Genomic DNA, 21,937 nt, shown 5'->3' with positions numbered 1-21,937 from the left:
AAGCTTGCATGTTTTGAAGTGCTGGTCACGACTTTATAAGTCGTGACCAGCATAACGTAGCGTTTTAAAGTTACGCTAGGACTAGCAGTATAAGGCTACTAGCTAGCGTCATTCAGTTTATGGCTGATACGGCAGAGATGATTGATGTAGGATAATTCTAATCTTTCCGTCGTCGCATTGCTTAAATACGAAGCTTTTATTTACGAAAATATGGCTATCGTCTTCACCAATGAAATGAACGTTGCACTGCACAATGGCCAATTCGCCGTTTAAAATAAAGTCTTCTTTGCTGTACCATACCTTAACCCAAGGCTTAAGCTTAAAACCATTGTCGTTAGGGTAGTCGCTGTTTCCGCCAACAAAATAAGCCAACGCACCTTCTTTGGTAGGACGAAATGTTTGTGAGCCAAACGTCAACGTCGGCTTAAACAGAACTTTACCGTTATCGTAGTCGTAGTTGTTCGTTAACACCTCAGTTGCAAACGCTTTTACGTCGCCACCTTCAGCATGAACTTTACCTACTGCAACTACATTGTCGCACCAAGTCTGCAATGCTTCGTGTACCATTTCTTCTGTAAACATAACTGTTACTCCTATTAGCTATTTAGTGCAATGTTATACTGTAACTTTTGTGGGTTAACAATATCGCTAAATAAATGAAATGTAACTGATTATCCGTGATAGCAGTTTTCTATTACGTTACGTGAATACGCCACGAAAGTTAGAGCAGCGTATTCACTTTACTAGTTACCTAGTACTTACGACGTTTTAGCCCTGTTTCGGCCAAAATCTTTGCTGAAATTTCTTCTATCGAGTACTTAGTACTGTTAAGGAAAGGGATTTTTTCCTTTCTGTACAGGTTCTCAACTTCACGAAGCTCCATCCTACATTGTGGTAACGACGCGTACTTACTGTTTGCGCGGCGCTCTGAACGTATCTGATGTAATCTGTCGGCAGCAATGGTTAAACCAAACAATTTATGTTTGAAGCGGCGCAGAGCAGGGGGAAGCTTTAGCATGTCGCCCATGTCTTCTTCAGTGAATGGGTAGTTCGCTGCTTTTATTCCGTATTGAAGCGCTAAGTAAAGGCTGGTTGGTGTTTTGCCTGAGCGTGAAACGCCGGTAAGAATAATATCTGCTTCGTCGTAGTCTTTTAAATTAGAACCATCGTCGTTGGCCAAGGCGTAGTTAACGGCTTCAATTCTTATGTCGTAGGTGGTTTCATGAATGCTATGTGTGCGATGTTTTTCTGGTTTTGAGGGTACGCCTAATACTTTTTCCAGCGGTGCAACGAATTGGTCAAGAAAATTATAATTAATCCCCACAGATTTAGAGATTATCTTGCGGATATCTACATTCACAATTGTATAAAAAACGAGCGGCCTTTCTCCGGTGTCTTGAAAACTTTCAGAAATTTGCTGTAAAACTTTGTGAGCTTGTTCCTCAGTTTCAACGAAAGGAATGGTGTTGTGATTAAAAGAAACGGGAAACAGAGAAAGCAGGGCGTGGCCAAAGACTTCTGCGGTAATGGCTGTACCATCTGAAATATAAAAAGCTGTGCGCACAACATATCCTTAACATTGTTGTAATTTTATTACAAAAGTAATAAAGGGTTTACATTTTGAATTTCCCCATTCTAAGATGATTTCGTCGAAAAGCTACACGGTTCTTGTGAATGACTGCAAATATCAACAACTTTGCTGTCAAACGTGATGGACAGCGTTAACAGTGGTTTTTACCATTTATCGACTACAATTTGATTTGTTTCAGGTCATAACAAGCACAAACCTGAAACTGACCTCATACCCTACACATAAAAAAGCTGGAGGCTTGGGCTGTGCAAGAATACGTACTTTGGTATCAAGAACTGGGCATGCATGATGTGGGTCGCGTAGGCGGCAAAAATGCATCATTAGGCGAGATGATTTCAAACCTGGCGAACGCCGGTGTGCAGGTGCCGGGTGGTTTTGCTACCACCGCCGAAGCATTTAATGAATTTCTAGAGCAAAGCGGCCTAGAAGCAAAGATCCATGAAGTCTTAGATTCACTAGACGTTGATGATGTAAATGCTCTTACCGAAGCAGGCAAGAACATTCGTCAGTGGATCATCGATACGCCTTTTCAAGGAAAACTAGAAGAAGAAATTAAAAAGGCATTCGTCACACTACAGGGCGACGCAGGGGAAGAGGCGTCGTTCGCAGTGCGCTCTTCAGCTACTGCCGAAGATATGCCTGATGCGTCATTCGCAGGGCAACAAGAAACGTTCCTAAACGTTAAAGGTTACGATGCCGTGCTCGTGGCAATCAAGCACGTGTTTGCATCACTCTTTAACGATCGAGCTATCTCTTATCGTGTACACCAAGGTTACGACCATAAAGGCGTAGCGCTGTCTGCCGGTATCCAGCGCATGGTACGCAGTGATATCGCTTCTTCAGGTGTTATGTTCACCATCGATACTGAGTCTGGTTTTGAAGACGTTGTATTTATCACCAGTTCATTTGGTTTGGGCGAAATGGTGGTGCAGGGCGCGGTTAACCCTGATGAATTCTACGTGCATAAGCCAACGCTTGATAAGGGTCTACCTGCTATTGTTCGTCGTAACCTCGGCAGCAAGCTTACTAAAATGGTGTATTCAGATGATGAAGCGCATGGTAAGCAGGTGTCTATTGTTGATATTGATGCTGCTGACAGCAAAACCTTCTCGTTGACCGACGAAGAAGTGATGGAGTTGGCGAAGCAAGCGCAAATTATTGAAAACCACTACAAGCGTCCTATGGACATTGAGTGGGCGAAAGACGGTGCCGATGGCAAGCTTTACATTGTTCAAGCTCGCCCTGAAACAGTACGCAGCCGTGAAGACTCGCAAAGCATTGAGCGCTTCCAGCTAAAAGGTCAAAGCAACATTGTTTGTGAAGGCCGTGCAATTGGTCACAAAATTGGTGCCGGCGTAGCGAAAGTACTCGATTCAATCGAAGAGATGGACAAAATCCAAGCGGGTGATGTGCTGGTTACTGACATGACAGACCCTGACTGGGAACCTATCATGAAGAAAGCCTCTGCCATTGTAACTAACCGAGGCGGGCGTACTTGTCACGCGGCAATCATTGCACGCGAGCTAGGTATTCCTGCGGTGGTTGGCTGTGGTAACGCTACTGAAAGCATTCAAAACGGTGACAAAATTACCGTATCATGTGCTGAAGGTGACACTGGTTTTATCTACGGTGATGAGCTTGAGTTTGATGTTGTGACCTCACGCATTGACGCCATGCCTGATCTACCGCTTAAAGTGATGATGAACGTAGGTAATCCAGATCGTGCATTTGACTTTGCCCGCTTGCCAAACGCTGGCGTGGGTCTTGCCCGCCTTGAGTTTATTATTAACCGCATGATTGGTGTGCATCCTAAAGCGCTACTTAATTTCGACAGCCAACCTGAAGAGTTGAAAGAAGAAATTAGCGATATGATTGCAGGCTACGAGTCGCCAACGGAATACTACATCGAGAAATTGGTAGAGGGTATTTCAACTATTGGCGCAGCGTTCTCGCCAGAAAAAGTAATTGTTCGTATGTCAGACTTTAAATCGAATGAATACTTTAACCTGGTTGGCGGTTATCAGTACGAGCCAGACGAAGAAAACCCAATGTTGGGCTTCCGTGGTGCAAGCCGTTACATATCTGAAGATTTCCGTGATTGTTTTGCCCTTGAATGTGAAGCCATTAAGCGCGTTCGCAATAAGATGGGCTTAACCAATGTTGAGATCATGATCCCATTTGTTCGTACGTTGGAAGAAGGCCGTCAGGTTATCGAACTTCTTGAAGAGCAAGGGCTTAAGAAAGGTGAAAATGGCCTTCGCGTTATTATGATGTGTGAACTACCGTCAAACGCACTGCTTGCAGATAAGTTCCTAGACATCTTTGATGGTTTCTCAATTGGTTCTAACGACTTAACGCAGTTGACGTTGGGCTTAGACCGCGACAGTGGCCTTATTGCACACTTGTTTGATGAGCGTGATGAAGCAGTGAAAGCATTACTTTCAATGGCTATTCGCGCAGCGAAAGAGCGTGGCAAATACGTAGGTATTTGTGGTCAGGGTCCATCAGATCATGAAGATTTTGCCGCTTGGCTTGTTGCGGAAGGTATCGACTCGGTATCACTTAACCCAGATACCGTGGTTGAAACGTGGCTGTACCTTGCCGAGAAACACGGTTAATAGCGCCTGTTAAATGTGTAGGTTAGAAAGGTTCTTTCCAGTCTAACTTAACAACTGCGGTTGTGGCATTTTTAACGCAATTGCGTTTAAGAAAGAGACCTTCGGGTCTCTTTTTTGTAGCTAAATAAAGTAGTGTTTGTCTGTTCTTACGGGACGAGTTCGCTCCAGAGTTATATTCCTCAAATAAACCATGGTTATTTCGCGAAACTATGTACTTTTGCGCGCTGATCGCATGACATTCTGTAATTAAAAATGTAATATTACAAAGTGGCTTACACATTAATTCTTTGATTAATAATTAACTTGGTTGAATTCTTATGGCACATAATGACAGCGCGGTTTCAGTAAATACCTCAGAAGAAAATGTAATCCAATCACGCTCTGTGGCAGAGCAGTTGGCGGAAGCGCAAAAAGAAATTAACGAGCTTAAAATGCAATTAATGTGGATGGAACGTAACTACGAGTAATAGGTACTTCCTAATTTAACTAAACAAATTAGGTTAAACACCGACTCTAAAAAGTCTCGGTTACCACTATATTATTGAAAGTTTACATTTGTACTTTCAGTTGTGCGAACGTTTGGTGGTCATGTTTACAATAGCCGTCAGCGGCGATACAGCGAAATGTTGATGCCGAAAAAAAAGGGTAAACACCATGTGTTTACCCTTTTTTTATGAAATAGCTCGACCACTAAAGTGGACCGAGCTAGTGAACCAATTTACTGGTTTTGTTTAAAGCCTTACGCTTTCAACTGATTGCCGATAGGCAACTGGCGTATGCGTTTACCGCATGCAGCGAAAATAGCATTGCACAGTGCAGGCGCGTAAACAGGTGTTGCTGGCTCACCTACACCCGCTGGCGGCGCATCACTTTCAATAACCTCTACTTCTACCTCTAGCGGTGAGTCGCTCATGCGAGGTACGCGATAGTTATGAAAGTTACTCTGTTGAACTCGGCCTTTGTCAAAAGTAATGCCGTCGCTTATGGCTGTTGTTATACCGTACACCGAGCCGCCTTGGGTCTGGTTTTTAACGGTATCAGTATTAACCACAGTACCAGCATCAATAGCTACCCACGATTTAATAACGTTTAAATCGCCAGTATCAGACACTTCAACTTCAACAACGGTCGCCACGTAGGTTAAGAAACTGCGGTGCGCCGCAATGCCTAATCCACGGCCTTTTGGCATTTCACGGCCCCAGTTCGCCATAGCAGACACTTTTTCAATAACATTACGTAAACGTCCTGTGTCTAATGGATACACAGATTTATCGCCCCAATAATTGTTGTATTTAGCGTTCTGCTCGGTAACATCTAAAATTCTGTCGGGGCCAATAACGTCTAACAGATAGTCTTTCGAATCTTTACCGGCTTTGTGCGCTGCTTCGTTAATAAACGACTGCACAGCAAAGGCGTGGAAGATATTTGTAACTGAACGCATCCAACCAATACGTGCTTTAGCAGGCGCTTCACCGCGCTCTAACTTCATATTTGGCGTTAGAATTGGGTTATCAGTAAAGCCCAAATCTAATTCAAAACTAAATGGCGCGTTAGCACCTTCTTGGAAGGTAGATGCAATGGGTGAAAACGCCGTTCTGTGAAGATAGGCGTCAATTTTGCCGTTCTCATCCAGTGCAGCTTCAACGTGCTGAGCAGATACTGCGTGATAGAAACCGTGTTGTATATCATCTTCACGGGTCCATTGAACGCGAATTGGCTTACCAGTTTTCATTGATAGGAATGCTGCTTCGGCAGAGAAGTCAGGTTTAGACTTACGGCCGAATGCTCCACCTAGCATGGTTACGTGCACGTTAACTTTTTCTTTATCCATGCCAACCATGGCACCCACAGTTTCCATGTCTGCCTGTGGATTTTGAGTTGCTGCCCATACGTCTACGCGGTCTTTATAGTACATCGCAGTTGCACACGGCGGCTCCATAGGTGCTTGCGAAAGATGCGGCAAATAATAGTCAGCTACAAGCTTGTCACTGGTTTTGTCGAGCACGCTCAAGGCATCGCCTTTTTCTCGAACAAGCGCTTGTGGTGTGTTCACTGTGTTAAGAAGTTCTTCTTTAAACAATGCTGAATTGTAGTCACCGTTTGCGCCATCATCCCACGTTACTTCCAGCGCTTTACGCCCTTGCCACGCTGCCCATGTATTGTTAGCAATAATGGCAATACCACCTTTAGGCTGAAATTGTGGTGCGCCTTTTGGAGCAGGAATTTCAACAATATCTACCACGCCATTTACTGCTTTGGCTTTGTCAGCGTTAAAGCTTTTCACTTTACCGCCCACTACTGGCGGGCGCTCAATGATAGCAACTAGGGCTTTCGGTTCACGAACGTCGGCCGCAAACGTTGCTTTACCCGTTACAATATCTTGCAGGTCAATATGTGCCATACCTGTATTGATATAGCGCCATTCTTTTCTGTCTTTTAACTTAAGCTTATCTGTTTCAGGCGGTGTAACCGTTAAGGCGTCGTCAATTAAGTCTTTATAGGCAAGGGTTTTGCCCGAGCTATGGGTTACCACATGTTGTTCAGCAATACAGGTACCTGGCTCAACACCCCAACGTTTAGCGGCTGCGTGCTGCATCATGTAGCGCACACTTGCGCCCATTTCACGTAGGCGTTGCATGTTAAAGCGAATGCTGCGAGAGCCATCAGTGTTTTGGTCGCCGTATTTCGGGTCGCCTTTGCCCTGAATAACAATCACTTTATCCCATGCCGCTTCCATTTCGTCAGCAACAATTTGAGCGATAGCAGTTCGAATTTGTTGACCCATTTCACTGCGGTGGCATGTAATTTCAACCATTCCGTCAGGGCGAAGGGCAATAAATAAATTGGCACGCTTGGCGTTCTCTGCGGGCTTTGCCAGCACACCAGCCATAGCGCGAGGTGCGCTACCCATGAAATATGTGCCTAGAACTAAGGCGCCTGCTGCTGCAGTCGATTTCAAAAAGCTGCGACGATTCATGTCAAAGTATGTGTTCTCGCTCATACTTCTTCTCCCACTGTGGTTGGGTCGAAGTAGCTAACGCCAGCATTTCCGCTCATGGTTTTTGACGCTGATTTTATAGCCTTGTGAATGCGAGGGTAGGTACCACAACGGCAAATGTTGCCAGACATGTCTTGAACAATTTCTTCATCGCTTGGGTTTGGGTTTGTCGATAGTAAGCTGGCCGCCTGCATGATTTGACCACACTGACAAAAACCACACTGTGGCACCTTATGCTCTACCCACGCTTTTTGAACAGGGTGATCGCCATTTTCACTAAGACCTTCAATCGTGGTGATTTTTTTGCCTTGAACGGCGGATACCGGCAATACACAAGAGCGTTGTGCCATACCATCGATGTGAATAGTACATGCGCCACATTGCGCCATACCACAGCCAAACTTAGGTCCTGTAAGATTTAATTCATCACGAAGGTACCACAACACTGGCGTAGATGGGTCACCAGAAAATTCGTGTTTGTTACCATTAACGGTAAACGTGATCATGGTCTTGTCTCCATAGGTAAGCGATAAACATGAACTGGACCACGTTCATAGAACATGACCTACCCAAGCGATGCAATACGCCGTTAGCACGTTGCACCAATCATATTTATGCGGTTACATTGCCTGATGATACGAATTGCCTAAGTGCCTTACGCACCTAGGTAAATGCCACTATTGTTATTATTAAAGGCTTCGCAATTTTTACTTTTGAATACGTTAACATGCATTACTGTGACGCGCATTTACATAAGCTTAAATGCTAGCAGACTGCGATAAATCACTAGATAATTAAATGAGGAACTGAGTAATAGCTCATGTATTTGATGAGTTTAAAAAAAGAACTTTAAAAGTACAGGCTAACGAAGCTTTCTCATCAGAAGAAAGCGGTCAACTTTTCTTGCACTAACAGTCATGGTTTTTTGACTGTATTTAAGCCAGCCTCTCGCTTTTGGCCAGTCGTAGCTCAGAAGTACTAAACCACCAATCACCAGTAAAATAGAACCAGGTAGCAGGGTCAAAATAATGCCACCTGCAAACAACAATGCTCCAAGTGTTAGTCTCAGTGCGCGCATACCGTTCAGCCTATTGTGTAACATATAAGGTATTTAGTTTGGTTTATCAAAACGCGTTTGCCAACGAAAAATTTGTAAATCTTTGTACGTTGTTTTGTTTTCCGTCTATTTCTCAAAAGCTACCTGTGATTTGTTGAATAAGTGAACACTTAATACACAATGGGTTCGTAAGTCGCTCATTGCGAAGGATAACGGCCCAGAAATAAGGTACAAAGATGTGATTGAAGTATTGCTTTATTTTTCAATGAACTGGCAGATAAATGTGGAAAATCTAATGAATGCCGAGGGCGCAGATGAAAGCCAAAAAGCCTTTGCTGAACTGCTAATAGAGCGCGCAGAGAGCCTTTTTGCTATGCAAAGTGCTTATGAGCTATGGAAATAGTCGAAAGATTGATCAAACTTTAGTGAAGTTGTGTTACGTCCGGCAAGGGGAAACGCTCTGCCGGACATTTAAGACGTTGTCTGGGTACGCCTGCATCCATAAAGACTTGGCCATCGGGTATAAAACCAATTGATTTGTGGTAAGAAACGCTCTCTAGGTTACAGATTACTTTAACACTTGGGACGTTGTTTTGCTTAGCAGCATTAATTAACGCTTCAAACAAGGCTCGGTATACAGGTAGCGTTCGGTGGCAGCGCTTAACGGCTATTCGGCCTAATTCTCCTCTTTTGGTTAAGCGCCCTGTCGCAATGGGTTCGTTATCATCGTTAATAATCAGCACGTGGCACGCCGTGCTATCGTGTTCATCGAACTCGCTCGCTTCTGGCACGCGCCATTCCAAAACAAATACATGTTCCCTAAGTGCTTTTAGTCGATGTTTATCCTTTTCCCAATCGACGTTCTGTATAGTAAACGCCATACCTAGCTATTAGCCCTCGAACCATTCCCAGTACCCATTATTTATTAGTGTAGTTAAGGTTTCTAAAAATGTAAAAGAGGGGGCGTCTTGGCAGCACGTAGCATTTAAAACTTCTCCTGAAGCTAGCACTTCAAACCACTCTTGGTCATTTTTACCAAACGCAAACTGACTGCCGTTTACATATAGCGCTCGAGGTAGTCCTCGTTTTCCGTCGCAAATTAACGCGCGAACACCTGGTGCTGGAATAAAGCTTATTCCAGCGGCAAATTCATTTGAAATTTGTTCTAAGGTAATTTCGTTATCAAGAGGATACTCTGGAATACCTTGTTCGCTCATGGCTTCTAATAGCGCAAGCGTGAAGTCCTCACCGTTAATCGCATCGATGAGTTGTTGTTTTAAAGCAGCGACATCGCTAGCATTAACCAGAGCAGGGTTGTTTTGTAGACTACGCTGTGAATCGGTAAAGCGATAGTTATGTGAGCCTTTATCAAGCATCATCGCTAGGCTTTCTGCTAGCTGCAAGTTATCAGGCGCGCGATAGCCCACTGAGTAGGTCAAACTGTCTTCAACGGTTTCGCCGTCGTGAGGCCAGCCCGGTGGCACGTAAACGACGTCACCGGGTTCAACGACAACGTCTATAACAGGTTCAAAACCTTCAATTTGCCTTAATTTAGGGTGGGGGAAAATTTCCTTGTACTGTGCCGGCTGACCCACGCGCCAACGACGCTTGCCTTTGCCCTGAACTAAAAACACATCGTATTGATCGATGTGCGCCCCTACGCCTGCACCTTTTGTAGCGAAACTCACCATTAAATCATCTAAACGCCAATGAGGAATAAATGAAAATGGGCTTAAAATTGGTGAAACGTCGGCAATGTACTTGTCTACACCTTGTACCAGCAGCGTCCACTTGCCTTGGCACGCGTTTTCAAAGTCTTCAATTGGCCCTTGTTCAACATGCCAATTACCTTGAACATTACTTATAATTCGAGCGTCGACTTCCGACTCTTGTGCAAGCCCTGCAAGATCATTTTCGTCTATTGGATCGTTGAATTCTTTAAAAAAACACTTAATAACAACAGGTTTTTGCTGCCAGTAGTGTTTTAAAAACGTCTCTGCATCAAAACCTTTGCCAGTCTGTGCATCAATAAAATAAGTATCGTCGTTTGTGCGCATAGCATCTCTATTTCTAAAGCCAATTATATGGCAATCAATTTCCAATATTATCAAATATTGCAAAGCGTATTACCACCATGCACTGGCAAAACCTTGATTGAATACGGGCAACTGCCTAGCAAATATACGCTTTAATAAATTTCGCTTTTGTTTTAATTTCTGTGGAGTGAAAGGTTTGGCAATGCATATTGTTAAGAGGGGAGCCCGAGGTTTCAGCATTCTCTACAGTGCATTCATTCGTACGAAGACGTTCGTAACGCACGTGTTGAAATGAGTTTTTACATATAGCAATTGTATTAGGGGCTGTGAATTGCTCAAGCATTGCTGCGCGATTTACTGTGCTGCCCCAAATATCAAAGCTTGAACAAAGGCGAGAGGAAAACCCCGCAAGAACGGGACCCGTGGCTATGCCTACCCGAAGATAACACTGGGATGACACTAATAGTGTATTGGTACTGACTAGGTTGCGTGCATTAATTGAAAAGTTGACGGCTTTGCTCACGCTGCGTGAAATTGTACCATTTTCTAAATGTGACCCATCACATAAGGAAACAACAATGTATTGATCACCATTGGTCTTCAACGGCATGAGGTCCAAGCGAGTGGCTATTGCATCGAATTGACTGAATAGCGCTTCGATAATGCTGATACACATGGTGTCACCGTACTGTTCAGAGAGGTTTTGAAACCCTGTTAAGTCGGTAAATATAACAACCGCATTTTCAATGTATTGCTTTGAAAGTATTCCTTTGTTATTACGCTGGAGAGTTAAAAGAGGTGAATCGAGACTAAGGGCAGATAAGTGACTTTTCTCAAGCGCTCGATTACTTTTTTCATGCGAGTTGTGTAAATCCATTTATCTACTCCATCGTGGTAAGCGGCGGTATTGTGAGCTTATCCTACGTGTTCCTGCACGCTGATTTTGGCTTCACTCAGGCACGCCTACAAACAAAAAACGCGGTGCTATGACCGCGTTTTTAGTGTAGTAGAAAGCGTGAGGGCTTATAACTGATCTACAAGCCTGATTGCATCACCAATGTAAGTTGCAGGTGTAAGGGCTTTTAACTCTGCTTTGGCTGCTTCTGGCATATCTAAGTTATCAATGAACTCAGCGATAACTTCAGCATTGACCTTCTTACCACGGGTAAGCTCTTTAAGCTTTTCGTATGGCTTTTCAATACCGTAACGACGCATAACGGTTTGAATAGGCTCTGCAAGCAATTCCCAGTTGTTGTCTAGTTCGTTAAGCAAACTTTGCTCGTTAACTTCTAGCTTGCTAATACCTTTAAGGGTAGCTTGATAAGCGATTACCGCATAACCAACGCCAACACCAAGATTACGCAGTACGGTAGAGTCGGTAAGGTCACGCTGCCAACGAGAAATTGGAAGCTTTGCTGCTAGATGATCAAAAATAGCATTGGCTAGGCCTAAGTTACCTTCCGAGTTTTCGAAATCGATAGGATTAACTTTGTGCGGCATGGTTGAAGAGCCAATTTCACCAGCAACGGTTTTTTGCTTAAAGTGACCAAGTGCAATGTAACCCCAAACATCACGATCGAAATCGATAAGGATAGTGTTAAAGCGTGCAATGGCGTCAAACATTTCAGCAATGTAGTCGTGTGGCTCGATTTGTGTGGTGAACGGGTTCCAGGTAAGACCTAGTGAGGTTACAAACTTCTCTGAAACATCATGCCAATCTACATCTTTGTACGCAGACAAGTGCGCGTTGTAGTTGCCCACTGCGCCGTTAATTTTTCCAAGCAACTCAACGTTCGCAATTTGGCTACGCTGACGCTTTAAGCGAATTGCTACGTTAGCCATTTCTTTACCCATGGTGGTAGGTGAAGCAGGCTGACCGTGAGTACGCGCCATCATAGGTACGTTTTGGTAGCGCTTAGCAAGTTCAACTAGAGCATCGATTAACTTATCGCAGTAAGGAAGGATAACGGTCTCGCGTGCTTCGCGAAGCATTAAACCGTGAGAAAGGTTGTTAATATCTTCTGAGGTGCAAGCGAAGTGAATAAATTCATTTACCGCAGAAAGCTCGCTGTTATCAGCCACTTTCTCTTTAAGGAAATATTCAACCGCTTTAACGTCGTGATTTGTTGTGCGCTCAATTTCTTTAATGCGCATCGCATCTTCAACACTAAATTCAGCTACTATTTTGTCTAGTAGTGCATTTGATGTGTCTGTGAAGGCAGGAACTTCTGTTATTTCAGAGTTGGTAGATAGCATTTGCAACCAACGTACTTCTACTTCAACTCGGTATTTTAATAGGCCGTACTCACTGAAAATACTGCGTAATTCTACGCTCTTGCCAGCATATCGACCATCGACAGGGGAAATTGCAGTTAACTGACTCAGTTCCACCTTAAGCTCCTCACTAGTTTATTAATCGTAGTGCTTTAACAGCACTGTTAAGAATGTGTTTGCGTTTAAATAAAATGTTTCTTCTTTTGCCACCCATCTGACGCCACATAACCGCAGCGCGCACTCCAGCAAGTAACAGTGCGCGAACTTTGTGTTGCGTAACAGGTTGGCTTAAATAATCTGGGTTTCCAGCCACTTGAATGCGCGGAGCAAGAGGGCTGATGATATCGCTGTAAATACTGGCGAGAGAGGCAACAATTTGTGGGTTTTGAAAGTCGACGTGGGCGAGTTGTCGCTGTACGTGAGAAATCCGCTCACCTAACTCTTGCATTGCTTTTGGTTTTCTCGCTAACTTTCTTTCTAAACCTAAGATACTTGCTATGTAGCGGGTTAGCTCCGTGTCTTTGGTGGCTTGCTTGTCTGACAACTGAGCAGCCAGCGCGGTATATCCTGTTTTTAAATTGTTAAGCTGACCAAAAACTTGTTGAGGGGTTTCTGGATCGGTAACAAGAATACTCGATAGACTGGCTTCTATTGCTTCGTTTTCAGCCGTTCCTCGTCTTGCAAGCTGCTGTACTAGGGCAGCAGCCTGACAAACCCCAGCAAGCGCTAAGTTGTTTTCTATGTCGGTATCTAACATCAGCGAATATAACTCTCAATAATACCGCCACCTAGGCAAACTTCATCGCTATAGAAAACCGCTGACTGACCTGGCGTAACGGCTTTTTGCGGCTCATCGAATACTACTTCAATCGTATCGTTTTGCGTTGGCGTTATCGTGCAAGGAATGTCTGCTTGGCGATAGCGAGTTTTCACAACAGCGCGCATTGGCTCGGTGATTGTTTTTCTATCTACCCAGTGTAGTTGTTTTGCCACCAAGCCCTTCGAGTAAAGGCGAGGGTGGTCTGCACCTTGACCTACAATTAACACATTGCGCGCAACGTCTTTGTCTACCACATACCAAGGGTCGTCACCGTATTTCGCCAAACCGCCAATGTGTAAGCCTTTACGTTGACCTAAGGTGTGATACATCAACCCCTCGTGTTGGCCAATTTCTTCGCCTTCAGCGGTTTCGATAACGCCAGGTTGAGCTGGAAGATAACGCGCTAGGAAGTCTTTAAACTTACGCTCACCAATAAAACAGATTCCCGTGGAATCTTTTTTGTCGTGAGTAATTAGGCCTTGCTCTTCTGCAATTTTGCGAACAAGTGGCTTTTCGATGTCACCGACGGGGAACAGCGTTTTAGCAACGTGTTCTTCACCTAATGTGTAAAGAAAGTAGCTTTGGTCTTTGTTGTTATCAAGACCACGAAGCATTTGCCATTTGCCGTCTACTTCACGACGGCGCACATAGTGACCTGTTGCAATGTAGTCTGCGCCAAGATCTTCTGCTGCAAACTCTAGAAACGCTTTAAACTTAATTTCTTTGTTGCACATAATATCTGGGTTTGGCGTACGGCCTGCTTTGTACTCTTCCAAAAAGTACTCAAATACATTGTCCCAGTATTCGGCAGCAAAATTAATTGTGTGCAGTTCAATGCCAAGCTTGTCGGCAACCGCCTGTGCATCTTTTAAATCTTCTGCTGCTGCACAGTATTCATCGTTGTCGTCTTCTTCCCAGTTCTTCATGAAAAGACCTTCAACTTGATAACCTTGCTGTTGAAGAAGGTAAGCTGAAACAGACGAGTCGACACCGCCGGACATACCGACGATTACTTTTTTGCTGGCGTTAGATTCGATATCACTCACTATAAACTGCACACTCATTTGATTAATAAAAAAGAAGCCGTATTTGTTAAATTAGTTGCCAATTAACATGTTGATAAAACTGCTAAGTCAGTAACCCACTTAGTAGGCGATACCGCTAATCAGGCACGAATAAATAGGCTCGTTTTCGAGGTCGCGGATTTTATCAGATTCCGATAGCTAATTCACATTTAATCCTTATCCGATTAAGTAATTAAATATGTGCGACTCGCATGTGGCTCATTAGTGTGGTCAAGCAAGGTGAATTCAAGTGTATTAAGCGCACTCGCTATCAAAAGCACACGTACTTTCCGTTTTCAATGCCATCGATGGTCCAGTTGCCTACTCGGTATCTGATAAGGCGAAGAGTGGGGTAGCCTACATGTGCTGTCATGCGGCGAACTTGTCGGTTTCGACCTTCTGTTATGGTAATTGCTACCCAGCTAGTGGGAATGGATTGCCTAAAACGAACAGGTGGATTTCTATCCCAAACCTCAGGCTCTTGCATTGCTTTAACTTTAGCTGGACGTGTCATACCATCTTTAAGTTCAACCCCTTCACGTAAAGCCTGCATGGCCTTTTCGTCCATAATACCTTCAACCTGAACCCAATAAGTTTTACTTGTTTTGGCTTTAGGGTTAGACAGTTTGTGCTGAAGTTTACCGTCATTGGTAAGAACCAATAACCCCTCTGAATCTCTATCCAATCGTCCTGCGGCATATACGTCTGGAATGTTTATGTAGTCTTTAAGCGTTTCTCTACCGTCGGCATCGGTGAATTGAGATAAAACCTGAAAGGGCTTGTTGAAAAGCACTACTTTAGAATTTGAGGACATGAAACGTTCACTTGATATTTAATTTGATTAGCAGAGAAATTCTACGACAAATGGCGCTGTTTCGCTTGAGAAAATTGGCAACAAATATCTACACACTAGGCGAAGTTTGTCGATAAATTCAATGATCTTAAGTGTTAAGACAATGGTATGACTTGTAACTCACACTTTCGACCCTATACTAATGGACGCTCCCATTTTTACAAGAGAGTGCATCTGCATAATTATTAGACATTTTTGGCAGTGATAGGCGGAATTGCTTACACACCGTATCTTATTGCTTGGGGAAACTCATACTTAGAGTTCCCATATCATCGAGGTGCAAATTGCCAATATAAGGAACGGAATAATGTGTGGGGAAGAAAACAGCAAGTGACCTTGTGCTTTTCTAAGTAAAAGGTGGAAACATCAAATACGTTTCGCAATGACCATGGGCGCAATATGAAACATGTTGCGGGTCGTTGCGACCTAATGGACTAAAGACGGCAGTACCCTGTCGAAAAAATTGAGGTATACAATGACCAAGTCTAAGATCATCTATACGAAGACTGATGAAGCGCCAATGCTGGCGACATATTCACTTCTTCCAATTATCCAGAAGTTTGCTGCAGCTGCAGATATCGATGTGGAACTAAGCGATATTTCATTAGCTGCGCGCGTTTTGGCAAATTTCCCAGAGTATCTTTCTGAAGAACAAAGAGTGCCAGACGCGTTAGCTGAACTGGGTGAGATGACTCAAGACCCGAACGCCAACATTATCAAGCTTCCAAACATCAGTGCCTCAATTCCTCAGCTTCGTGCAACCATTAAAGAGCTTAACGCTAAAGGCTTTAACGTTCCTGCATTTCCAGATTCACCGAAGACCGCGGAAGAAGAAGATATTCGCGAGCGCTATGGAAAAGTATTAGGTAGTGCGGTAAACCCAGTACTGCGTGAAGGTAACTCTGACCGTCGTGCACCTACTGCTGTTAAAAACTACGCGCGCAAACACCCACATTCAATGGGTGAGTGGTCTCAAGCGTCTCGCTCACACGTAGCGCATATGCGTGGCGGCGATTTCTACTCTGGTGAAAAATCGTTAACAGTTGAGAAAGATGGCTACGTAAGTATCGAGTTTACTGGCAAAGATGGTAGCAAGAAAACGCTTAAGCCACGTGTTGACCTGCTTGCTGGCGAAGTTATCGACGGCATGTTTATGAGTAAAAAAGCGCTGTGTGAGTTCTTTGAAGAGCAAATTGAAGACGCGAAAAACACAGGCATTCTTTTCTCGCTGCACGTAAAAGCGACCATGATGAAGGTGTCTCATCCAATCGTATTCGGTCACTGTGTAAAAGTATTCTATAAAGACCTATTCAACAAATGGGGTGACCTATTTGAAGAACTAGGCGTTAACCCGAATAATGGTCTTGGCAGTGTTTACGACAAAATTGCCAGCCTACCTGAAAGTCAGCGTTCTGAAATCCAAAAAGACATTAACGCATGCTATGCAGACCGTCCGCCAATTGCGATGGTTAACTCTGACAAAGGTATCTCGAACCTTCACGTACCAAGTGACGTAATTGTTGACGCATCTATGCCGGCCATGATCCGCAACTCAGGTCAAATGTGGGGACCAGATGGTAAAGCGCACGATACGAAAGCGGTTATCCCTGAAAGTACATATGCAACCATTTACCAAGAAGTTATCAACTTCTGTAAAACGCACGGCGCGTTCGACCCGACCACAATGGGCACAGTGCCTAACGTTGGTCTAATGGCACAAAAAGCTGAAGAGTACGGTTCACATGACAAAACGTTTGAGCTAGAAGCTGACGGTACAGTGTCTATTGTTGATCAAGACGGCAATGTACTTATTTCTCACGATGTTGAAGAAGGTGATATCTGGCGCATGTGTCAGGTGAAAGATGCGCCTATTCAAGATTGGGTTAAGCTAGCGGTAACACGTTCACGTCAATCTGGTATGCCTGCGGTATTCTGGCTAGACGACGAGCGTGCTCACGATGCACAACTTATCAAGAAAGTTGAAAAGTACCTTCAAGATCACGACACAAATGGTCTAGACATTCAAATTATGTCTCCTGTACGCGCTATTCGCTACAGCATGGAACGTGCAATTCGCGGCCTAGACACTATTTCAGTAACAGGTAACGTACTTCGTGACTACCTAACTGACCTGTTCCCAATTTTAGAGCTTGGCACCAGTGCTAAAATGCTATCAATTGTTCCATTGATGTCGGGCGGTGGTCTATACGAGACAGGCGCAGGCGGCAGTGCACCTAAGCACGTACAACAATTTGTTGAAGAAGGGCACTTACGTTGGGATTCACTAGGTGAATTCTTAGCACTAGCGGTATCGCTAGAAGACGTTGCCATTAAGCATAGCAATACAAAAGCGAAAGTCATTGCGACTGCGCTAGACAAGGCAACAGAGAAGCTGCTTAACAACGGTAAGTCTCCGCTGCGTAAGGCCGGTCAGCTAGACAACCGTGGTAGCCACGTTTACCTTGGTTTGTACTGGGCTGAAGAAGTTGCAAACCAAACTGAAGATGCAGACCTTGCTGCACAGTTTAAGCCAGTGTTTGAAGAGCTTTCTGCTAAAATTGACGACATCTTGGCTGAGATTGATGCAACACAAGGTAGTGCGCAAGAAATTGGCGGTTACTACTACCCAGATGAAGACAAGCTTTTCGCCACTATGTCTCCAAGCGAAACACTTAAAGCAATTCTTGGTGCTTAAACCCAAGCAAAATACGTTGGGCGTAGAGCTCAACGCTGTAGGTGGTTTTAAGAAATTGACGCTACCTACGCAAAGATAACGATACACGAAAGCCCGCTCGCTATGAGCGGGCTTTTTTTTACTTTTTCGCGACTATTTTCAAACGGCTTTAATCATATTTATTATAAATAGGTTGGTGAGTGAGGCTTAAATTGCTTATGTGGTTAATTTATGTCACGACTTTTACAACGCTAATTTTTTATCGCTGAAGTGATGACGTAGAAACGAACGTGTTGATGGGGTAGGAGGTGGATTGGCCGTTAAAGGAACACCTAATCAAGGAAGGCATTACTCGGTAGACTGACTTTTCATTCACTAACAGGAACACGCACTGATCCGCACAGACGCTAACCGCGTCTTTGGGCTTTTTGAAAGGCGAAAAAAAGCAAAAGCCCGACGTGTTGAGCCAGGCTTTTTAAATTCTTTTCTTAACGCTCTGGTTCTTCTTTGAAGCCAATGTTCTCAGCGTGTAGACCTTTAGGCCCTTGCTGAACTTCGAACGTCACTTCTTGACCCGCTTTTAGCGAACGGTAGCCTTCCATTTGAATCGTTGAGTAATGCGCGAAGATATCTTCCCCGCCGTCCTCAGGTACGATAAATCCAAAACCCTTTGCGTTGTTAAACCATTTAACTTTGCCAACCGCCATACTTCGACTTCCTCTTAATCCTTGAACTCACGAGTATATGCCCCCATTATAGATCCGGAGACGCAGTGGAAAGAGTATTGAATGTAGTCAACAGAAAGTTGATAACGTGCAACACCCAATGCCACTATACAAAATGTAGATTTTTTAACCATATTATGTCAAGGGCAAATGTGAATAAATTTATTTAAAAGTTTGTACACATATGTGCCAGTAAACCACTATTATTAAGTTATGAGTAAAGACAACGCTATTAGTATCGAAAAGGAAAAACAAAAAGACGCGCAGCGACAAAAGCCGCAGCCGCCTCCCATGTATAAAGTGTTGTTGAACAATGACGACTATACACCCATGGATTTTGTCATTGAGGTACTCATGCAGTTTTTCAATATGGACGCTGAGAAAGCCAACCAACTTATGCTAACCGTTCATTATCAAGGAAAAGCCGTGTGTGGCATTTTTACTGCTGAGATAGCAGAGACAAAAGTAATGCAAGTTAATCAGTACGCACGCAAACATCAGCATCCGTTGATGTGCACGATGGAGCAGGCATAAGGTTTTTTGTAGAGGGCGAGCAATATGTTAAATAAAGAATTAGAACAAACGTTAAACAATGCGTTTGTATTTGCCAGAGAGCATCGTCATGAATTTATGACGGTGGAGCACTTGTTGTTGGCATTGCTTGATAACTCAGCTGCTCGCGACGCGCTTAAGGCATGTGGTGCCGACATTGAGGCAATTAAAAGCGAACTGTTAGCTTTCGTTAAAGACACTACGCCTCTGATACTCGATGACCAATTAAACGAAAGAGAAACCCAGCCAACACTTGGGTTTCAGCGTGTGCTTCAACGCGCTGTTTTCCACGTTCAATCGTCAGGCAAAGACGAAGTAACGGGCGCGAATGTACTTGTCGCTATATTTAGTGAGCAAGAGTCACAGGCAGTGTACATTCTTAAAAAAGCCGACGTAACGCGCTTAGATGTGGTGAACTTTATTAGCCACGGTGTGAGTAAAGCGGATGACGACGAACCCGTAAATCCAGAAGCTGCTGAAGAGGCGGACGCTGGTGAAGAGGGCGGTTCAGCGTTAAGCAAATATGCTACGGACCTCAACCGCCACGCAAAAGACGGTAAGATTGACCCGCTAATTGGCCGTGACTCGGAAGTTGAACGCACTATTCAAATTTTATGTCGCCGCCGTAAAAACAACCCGCTGCTTGTGGGCGAGGCCGGTGTTGGTAAAACTGCAATTGCGGAAGGGCTTGCGTACCGAATAGTTAATGATGATGTGCCGGATGTGATTGCTGAAAGTACCGTGTATTCATTGGACTTGGGCGGGTTACTTGCTGGCACCAAATACCGCGGTGACTTCGAAAAACGTTTAAAAGCTATTTTGAAAGAGCTTGGCAAAGACAAAAATGCCATTTTGTTTATTGATGAAATCCATACCATTATTGGCGCAGGTGCTGCATCAGGTGGTGTCATGGATGCATCTAACCTGCTTAAACCGAAATTATCGAGCGGTGAGCTTCGCTGTATTGGTTCGACAACATACCAAGAGTACCAAGGTATTTTTGAGAAGGATCGCGCGCTAGCACGTCGTTTCCAAAAAGTTGACGTGACTGAACCAAGTGTAAGCGACACGACTAAAATTCTATTGGGTTTGAAAAGTCGATACGAAGAGCATCACAACGTGCGCTTTACGCAGAAGGCGATTCAAGCTGCTGCAGAATTATCAGCGAAATATATTAACGAACGTCATTTGCCAGACAAAGCCATTGACGTAATGGACGAAGCAGGAGCAAGTCAGCGCTTGTTGCCGCCTTCAAAACGTAAGAAAACCATTGGCGTTGGCGACATCGAGCAGATTATTGCAAAAATGGCGCGTATACCTGAGAAGTCTGTATCGGCCTCTGACAAAGAAGTGCTTAAAAACCTAGGTCGTAACCTTAAAATGGTTGTTTTCGGTCAGGACAAAGCGATAGAGACGCTTAACGACGCTATTTTGCTTTCTCGTTCAGGCCTAGGCGCAGAAACTAAGCCTATTGGTAGTTTCTTGTTTGCTGGCCCAACAGGGGTTGGTAAAACAGAAGTGACTCAACAGCTAGCAAAAATCATGGGTGTTGAACTGGTTCGCTTTGATATGTCTGAGTACATGGAGCGTCATGCGGTGAGCCGTTTGATTGGTGCACCTCCTGGCTATGTCGGGTTTGATCAGGGTGGTCTATTAACCGATGCCGTCATCAAAAACCCATATTCTGTGGTGCTTTTAGATGAAATTGAGAAAGCGCATAGCGATATCTACAATATTCTTCTTCAAGTCATGGATCACGGAACGCTAACCGATAATAACGGCCGCAAAGTTGACTTTAGAAACGTGGTGTTAGTTATGACTACTAATGCTGGTGTGCAGGAGACTGTGCGTAAGTCGATTGGCTTTAAGCAGCAAGATCACAGCCACGATGCGATGTCTGAAATCAATAAGGTGTTTACCCCTGAATTTAGAAACCGCCTTGATGGAATCATTTGGTTTAATCACTTAGACCCAGAAATTATCCTACAAGTGGTTGATAAGTTCATTATCGAACTTCAAGCACAACTCGACCAGAAAGGTGTGTCGCTTGAGGTTACCAGCGATGCTCGTGCTTATCTTGCTGAGAAAGGTTACGACAAAGCGATGGGGGCACGCCCAATGGCGCGCCTTATCAAAGATGAGCTTAAGAAAGAGCTGGCGAATGAGTTGCTGTTTGGCGAGTTGTCAAAAGGCGGTAACGTAAAAGTAGATTGTGTTGATGATAAGCTTACGTTCTCATTTACCGGTGTAAATGCAACTTCTGAAGAAGCTGAACCAAGTTAGACGCTTAACTTAGAAAGACTGTTAATTTAAAAGGGGTCAGCGATTGCTGGCCCTTTTTATATTGCGTTTTGAACACAAAAAACACAGACACAAAAAAGCCCGATATTAATCGGGCTTTTAACTTATGCGTTACCGCTTCAATGGCACATTATCTGGCGCGGTATACGATACGACCTTTCGTCAAATCGTAAGGCGTCATCTCAACGGTGACCTTATCGCCAGTAAGAATTCGGATATAGTTCTTACGCATTTTACCAGAGATGTGTGCAGTCACTACGTGACCGTTTTCTAGTTCAACGCGGAACATAGTATTAGGTAGTGTGTCTAGCACAGTACCTTCCATTTCAATACAATCTTCTTTTGCCATGTAAAGCAGTTACCTCAGTAATTCA

19 protein-coding genes and 1 pseudogene are annotated in these 21,937 nt (G+C 44.0%); 6 read left to right on the top strand and 14 right to left on the bottom strand.

Annotated elements, in window-relative coordinates; genetic code table 11:
• Nucleotides 1–117 precede the first annotated feature (117 nt).
• Nucleotides 118–582 (bottom strand): hypothetical protein, encoded by a 465-nt coding sequence (locus ACHUFN_RS01340; RefSeq protein WP_394220504.1) that lies wholly within the window; start codon nt 580–582, stop codon nt 118–120.
• 169 nt (nt 583–751) lie between these two features.
• Entirely contained in the window at nt 752–1,564 is an 813-nt protein-coding gene (gene ppsR, locus ACHUFN_RS01335) for a posphoenolpyruvate synthetase regulatory kinase/phosphorylase PpsR (protein WP_049586695.1), read from the bottom strand.
• A gap of 272 nt (nt 1,565–1,836) precedes the next feature.
• Here ppsR and ppsA point away from each other — a divergent pair, with 272 nt between their 5' ends.
• Nucleotides 1,837–4,209 carry a phosphoenolpyruvate synthase gene (gene ppsA / locus ACHUFN_RS01330; protein ID WP_394220502.1) on the top strand — a complete coding sequence of 791 codons (2,373 nt, stop codon included), beginning with the start codon at nt 1,837–1,839 and terminating at the stop codon, nt 4,207–4,209.
• A gap of 317 nt (nt 4,210–4,526) precedes the next feature.
• Nucleotides 4,527–4,676 (top strand): hypothetical protein, encoded by a 150-nt coding sequence (locus ACHUFN_RS01325; RefSeq protein WP_394220501.1) that lies wholly within the window; start codon nt 4,527–4,529, stop codon nt 4,674–4,676.
• Between the two features lie 272 nt (nt 4,677–4,948).
• Here ACHUFN_RS01325 and ACHUFN_RS01320 read toward each other — a convergent pair whose 3' ends face one another.
• The 3 genes from ACHUFN_RS01320 to ACHUFN_RS01310 all read right to left on the bottom strand — a co-directional run bounded on the left by ACHUFN_RS01320 (nt 4,949) and on the right by ACHUFN_RS01310 (nt 8,285).
• Nucleotides 4,949–7,210 (bottom strand): molybdopterin cofactor-binding domain-containing protein, encoded by a 2,262-nt coding sequence (locus ACHUFN_RS01320; RefSeq protein ID WP_394220500.1) that lies wholly within the window; start codon nt 7,208–7,210, stop codon nt 4,949–4,951.
• Entirely contained in the window at nt 7,207–7,713 is a 507-nt protein-coding gene (locus tag ACHUFN_RS01315) for a (2Fe-2S)-binding protein (protein ID WP_394220498.1), read from the bottom strand. The genes ACHUFN_RS01320 and ACHUFN_RS01315 overlap by 4 nt, the downstream gene beginning before the upstream one ends.
• 356 nt (nt 7,714–8,069) lie before the next feature.
• The gene (locus ACHUFN_RS01310) at nt 8,070–8,285 is read right to left on the bottom strand and encodes a PGPGW domain-containing protein (protein WP_394220497.1); all 216 of its coding nucleotides are present in this window, start codon (nt 8,283–8,285) and stop codon (nt 8,070–8,072) included.
• A 166-nt stretch (nt 8,286–8,451) separates the two neighbouring features.
• Here ACHUFN_RS01310 and ACHUFN_RS01305 point away from each other — a divergent pair.
• Nucleotides 8,452–8,667 (top strand): annotated as a pseudogene (locus ACHUFN_RS01305) (DUF4826 family protein); the annotation flags it as partial.
• Between the two features lie 19 nt (nt 8,668–8,686).
• Here the strand turns inward: ACHUFN_RS01305 and ACHUFN_RS01300 are convergent.
• From ACHUFN_RS01300 to ACHUFN_RS01270, 7 genes are all read right to left on the bottom strand, one after another.
• Nucleotides 8,687–9,145: a GNAT family N-acetyltransferase gene (locus ACHUFN_RS01300; RefSeq protein ID WP_394220495.1), complete on the bottom strand. Its 459-nt coding sequence runs from the start codon at nt 9,143–9,145 to the stop codon at nt 8,687–8,689.
• A gap of 9 nt (nt 9,146–9,154) precedes the next feature.
• On the bottom strand, nt 9,155–10,321 hold the full coding sequence (locus tag ACHUFN_RS01295; RefSeq protein WP_394220493.1) for a cupin domain-containing protein: 1,167 nt from the start codon (nt 10,319–10,321) through the stop codon (nt 9,155–9,157).
• 115 nt (nt 10,322–10,436) lie between these two features.
• The gene (locus ACHUFN_RS01290) at nt 10,437–11,177 is read right to left on the bottom strand and encodes an adenylate/guanylate cyclase domain-containing protein (protein WP_394220491.1); all 741 of its coding nucleotides are present in this window, start codon (nt 11,175–11,177) and stop codon (nt 10,437–10,439) included.
• Nucleotides 11,178–11,323: 146 nt separating this feature from the next.
• A complete protein-coding gene (purB, locus tag ACHUFN_RS01285) occupies nt 11,324–12,691 on the bottom strand; it encodes an adenylosuccinate lyase (RefSeq protein ID WP_394220489.1) in 1,368 nt (455 codons plus the stop codon).
• 13 nt (nt 12,692–12,704) lie between these two features.
• A complete protein-coding gene (gene hflD / locus ACHUFN_RS01280; RefSeq protein WP_394220487.1) occupies nt 12,705–13,331 on the bottom strand; it encodes a high frequency lysogenization protein HflD in 627 nt (208 codons plus the stop codon).
• Nucleotides 13,331–14,458 (bottom strand): tRNA 2-thiouridine(34) synthase MnmA, encoded by a 1,128-nt coding sequence (mnmA, locus tag ACHUFN_RS01275; RefSeq protein WP_394220486.1) that lies wholly within the window; start codon nt 14,456–14,458, stop codon nt 13,331–13,333. The genes hflD and mnmA overlap by 1 nt, the downstream gene beginning before the upstream one ends.
• A 271-nt stretch (nt 14,459–14,729) precedes the next feature.
• Nucleotides 14,730–15,272: an rRNA large subunit pseudouridine synthase E gene (locus tag ACHUFN_RS01270; protein ID WP_394220484.1), complete on the bottom strand. Its 543-nt coding sequence runs from the start codon at nt 15,270–15,272 to the stop codon at nt 14,730–14,732.
• Between the two features lie 514 nt (nt 15,273–15,786).
• Between ACHUFN_RS01270 and ACHUFN_RS01265 the strand changes: the two genes are divergently transcribed.
• Entirely contained in the window at nt 15,787–18,006 is a 2,220-nt protein-coding gene (locus tag ACHUFN_RS01265) for an NADP-dependent isocitrate dehydrogenase (RefSeq protein ID WP_394220482.1), read from the top strand.
• Between the two features lie 467 nt (nt 18,007–18,473).
• Here ACHUFN_RS01265 and cspD read toward each other — a convergent pair whose 3' ends face one another.
• Complete coding sequence (cspD, locus tag ACHUFN_RS01260; protein WP_014949330.1) at nt 18,474–18,692, bottom strand: cold shock domain-containing protein CspD; 219 nt, start codon at nt 18,690–18,692, stop codon at nt 18,474–18,476.
• A 231-nt stretch (nt 18,693–18,923) separates the two neighbouring features.
• On the opposite strand from cspD, the gene clpS reads away from it, so the two are divergent.
• A complete protein-coding gene (gene clpS, locus ACHUFN_RS01255; RefSeq protein ID WP_014949331.1) occupies nt 18,924–19,244 on the top strand; it encodes an ATP-dependent Clp protease adapter ClpS in 321 nt (106 codons plus the stop codon).
• Nucleotides 19,245–19,268: 24 nt separating this feature from the next.
• Nucleotides 19,269–21,545 carry an ATP-dependent Clp protease ATP-binding subunit ClpA gene (clpA, locus tag ACHUFN_RS01250; RefSeq protein WP_394220479.1) on the top strand — a complete coding sequence of 759 codons (2,277 nt, stop codon included), beginning with the start codon at nt 19,269–19,271 and terminating at the stop codon, nt 21,543–21,545.
• A 148-nt stretch (nt 21,546–21,693) separates the two neighbouring features.
• Here clpA and infA read toward each other — a convergent pair whose 3' ends face one another.
• Nucleotides 21,694–21,912, bottom strand: a complete 219-nt coding sequence (gene infA, locus ACHUFN_RS01245; protein ID WP_014949333.1) for a translation initiation factor IF-1 — start codon at nt 21,910–21,912, stop codon at nt 21,694–21,696.
• Between the last annotated feature and the right edge of the window lie 25 nt (nt 21,913–21,937).

Origin of the sequence: Alteromonas gracilis (assembly GCF_043642145.1) — a bacterium.
GTDB classification, from domain to species: Bacteria; Pseudomonadota; Gammaproteobacteria; order Enterobacterales; family Alteromonadaceae; genus Alteromonas; species Alteromonas gracilis_B.
Note: the sequence above shows the minus strand (reverse complement) of the source record. Positions and strands in the feature narration are given on the sequence as shown.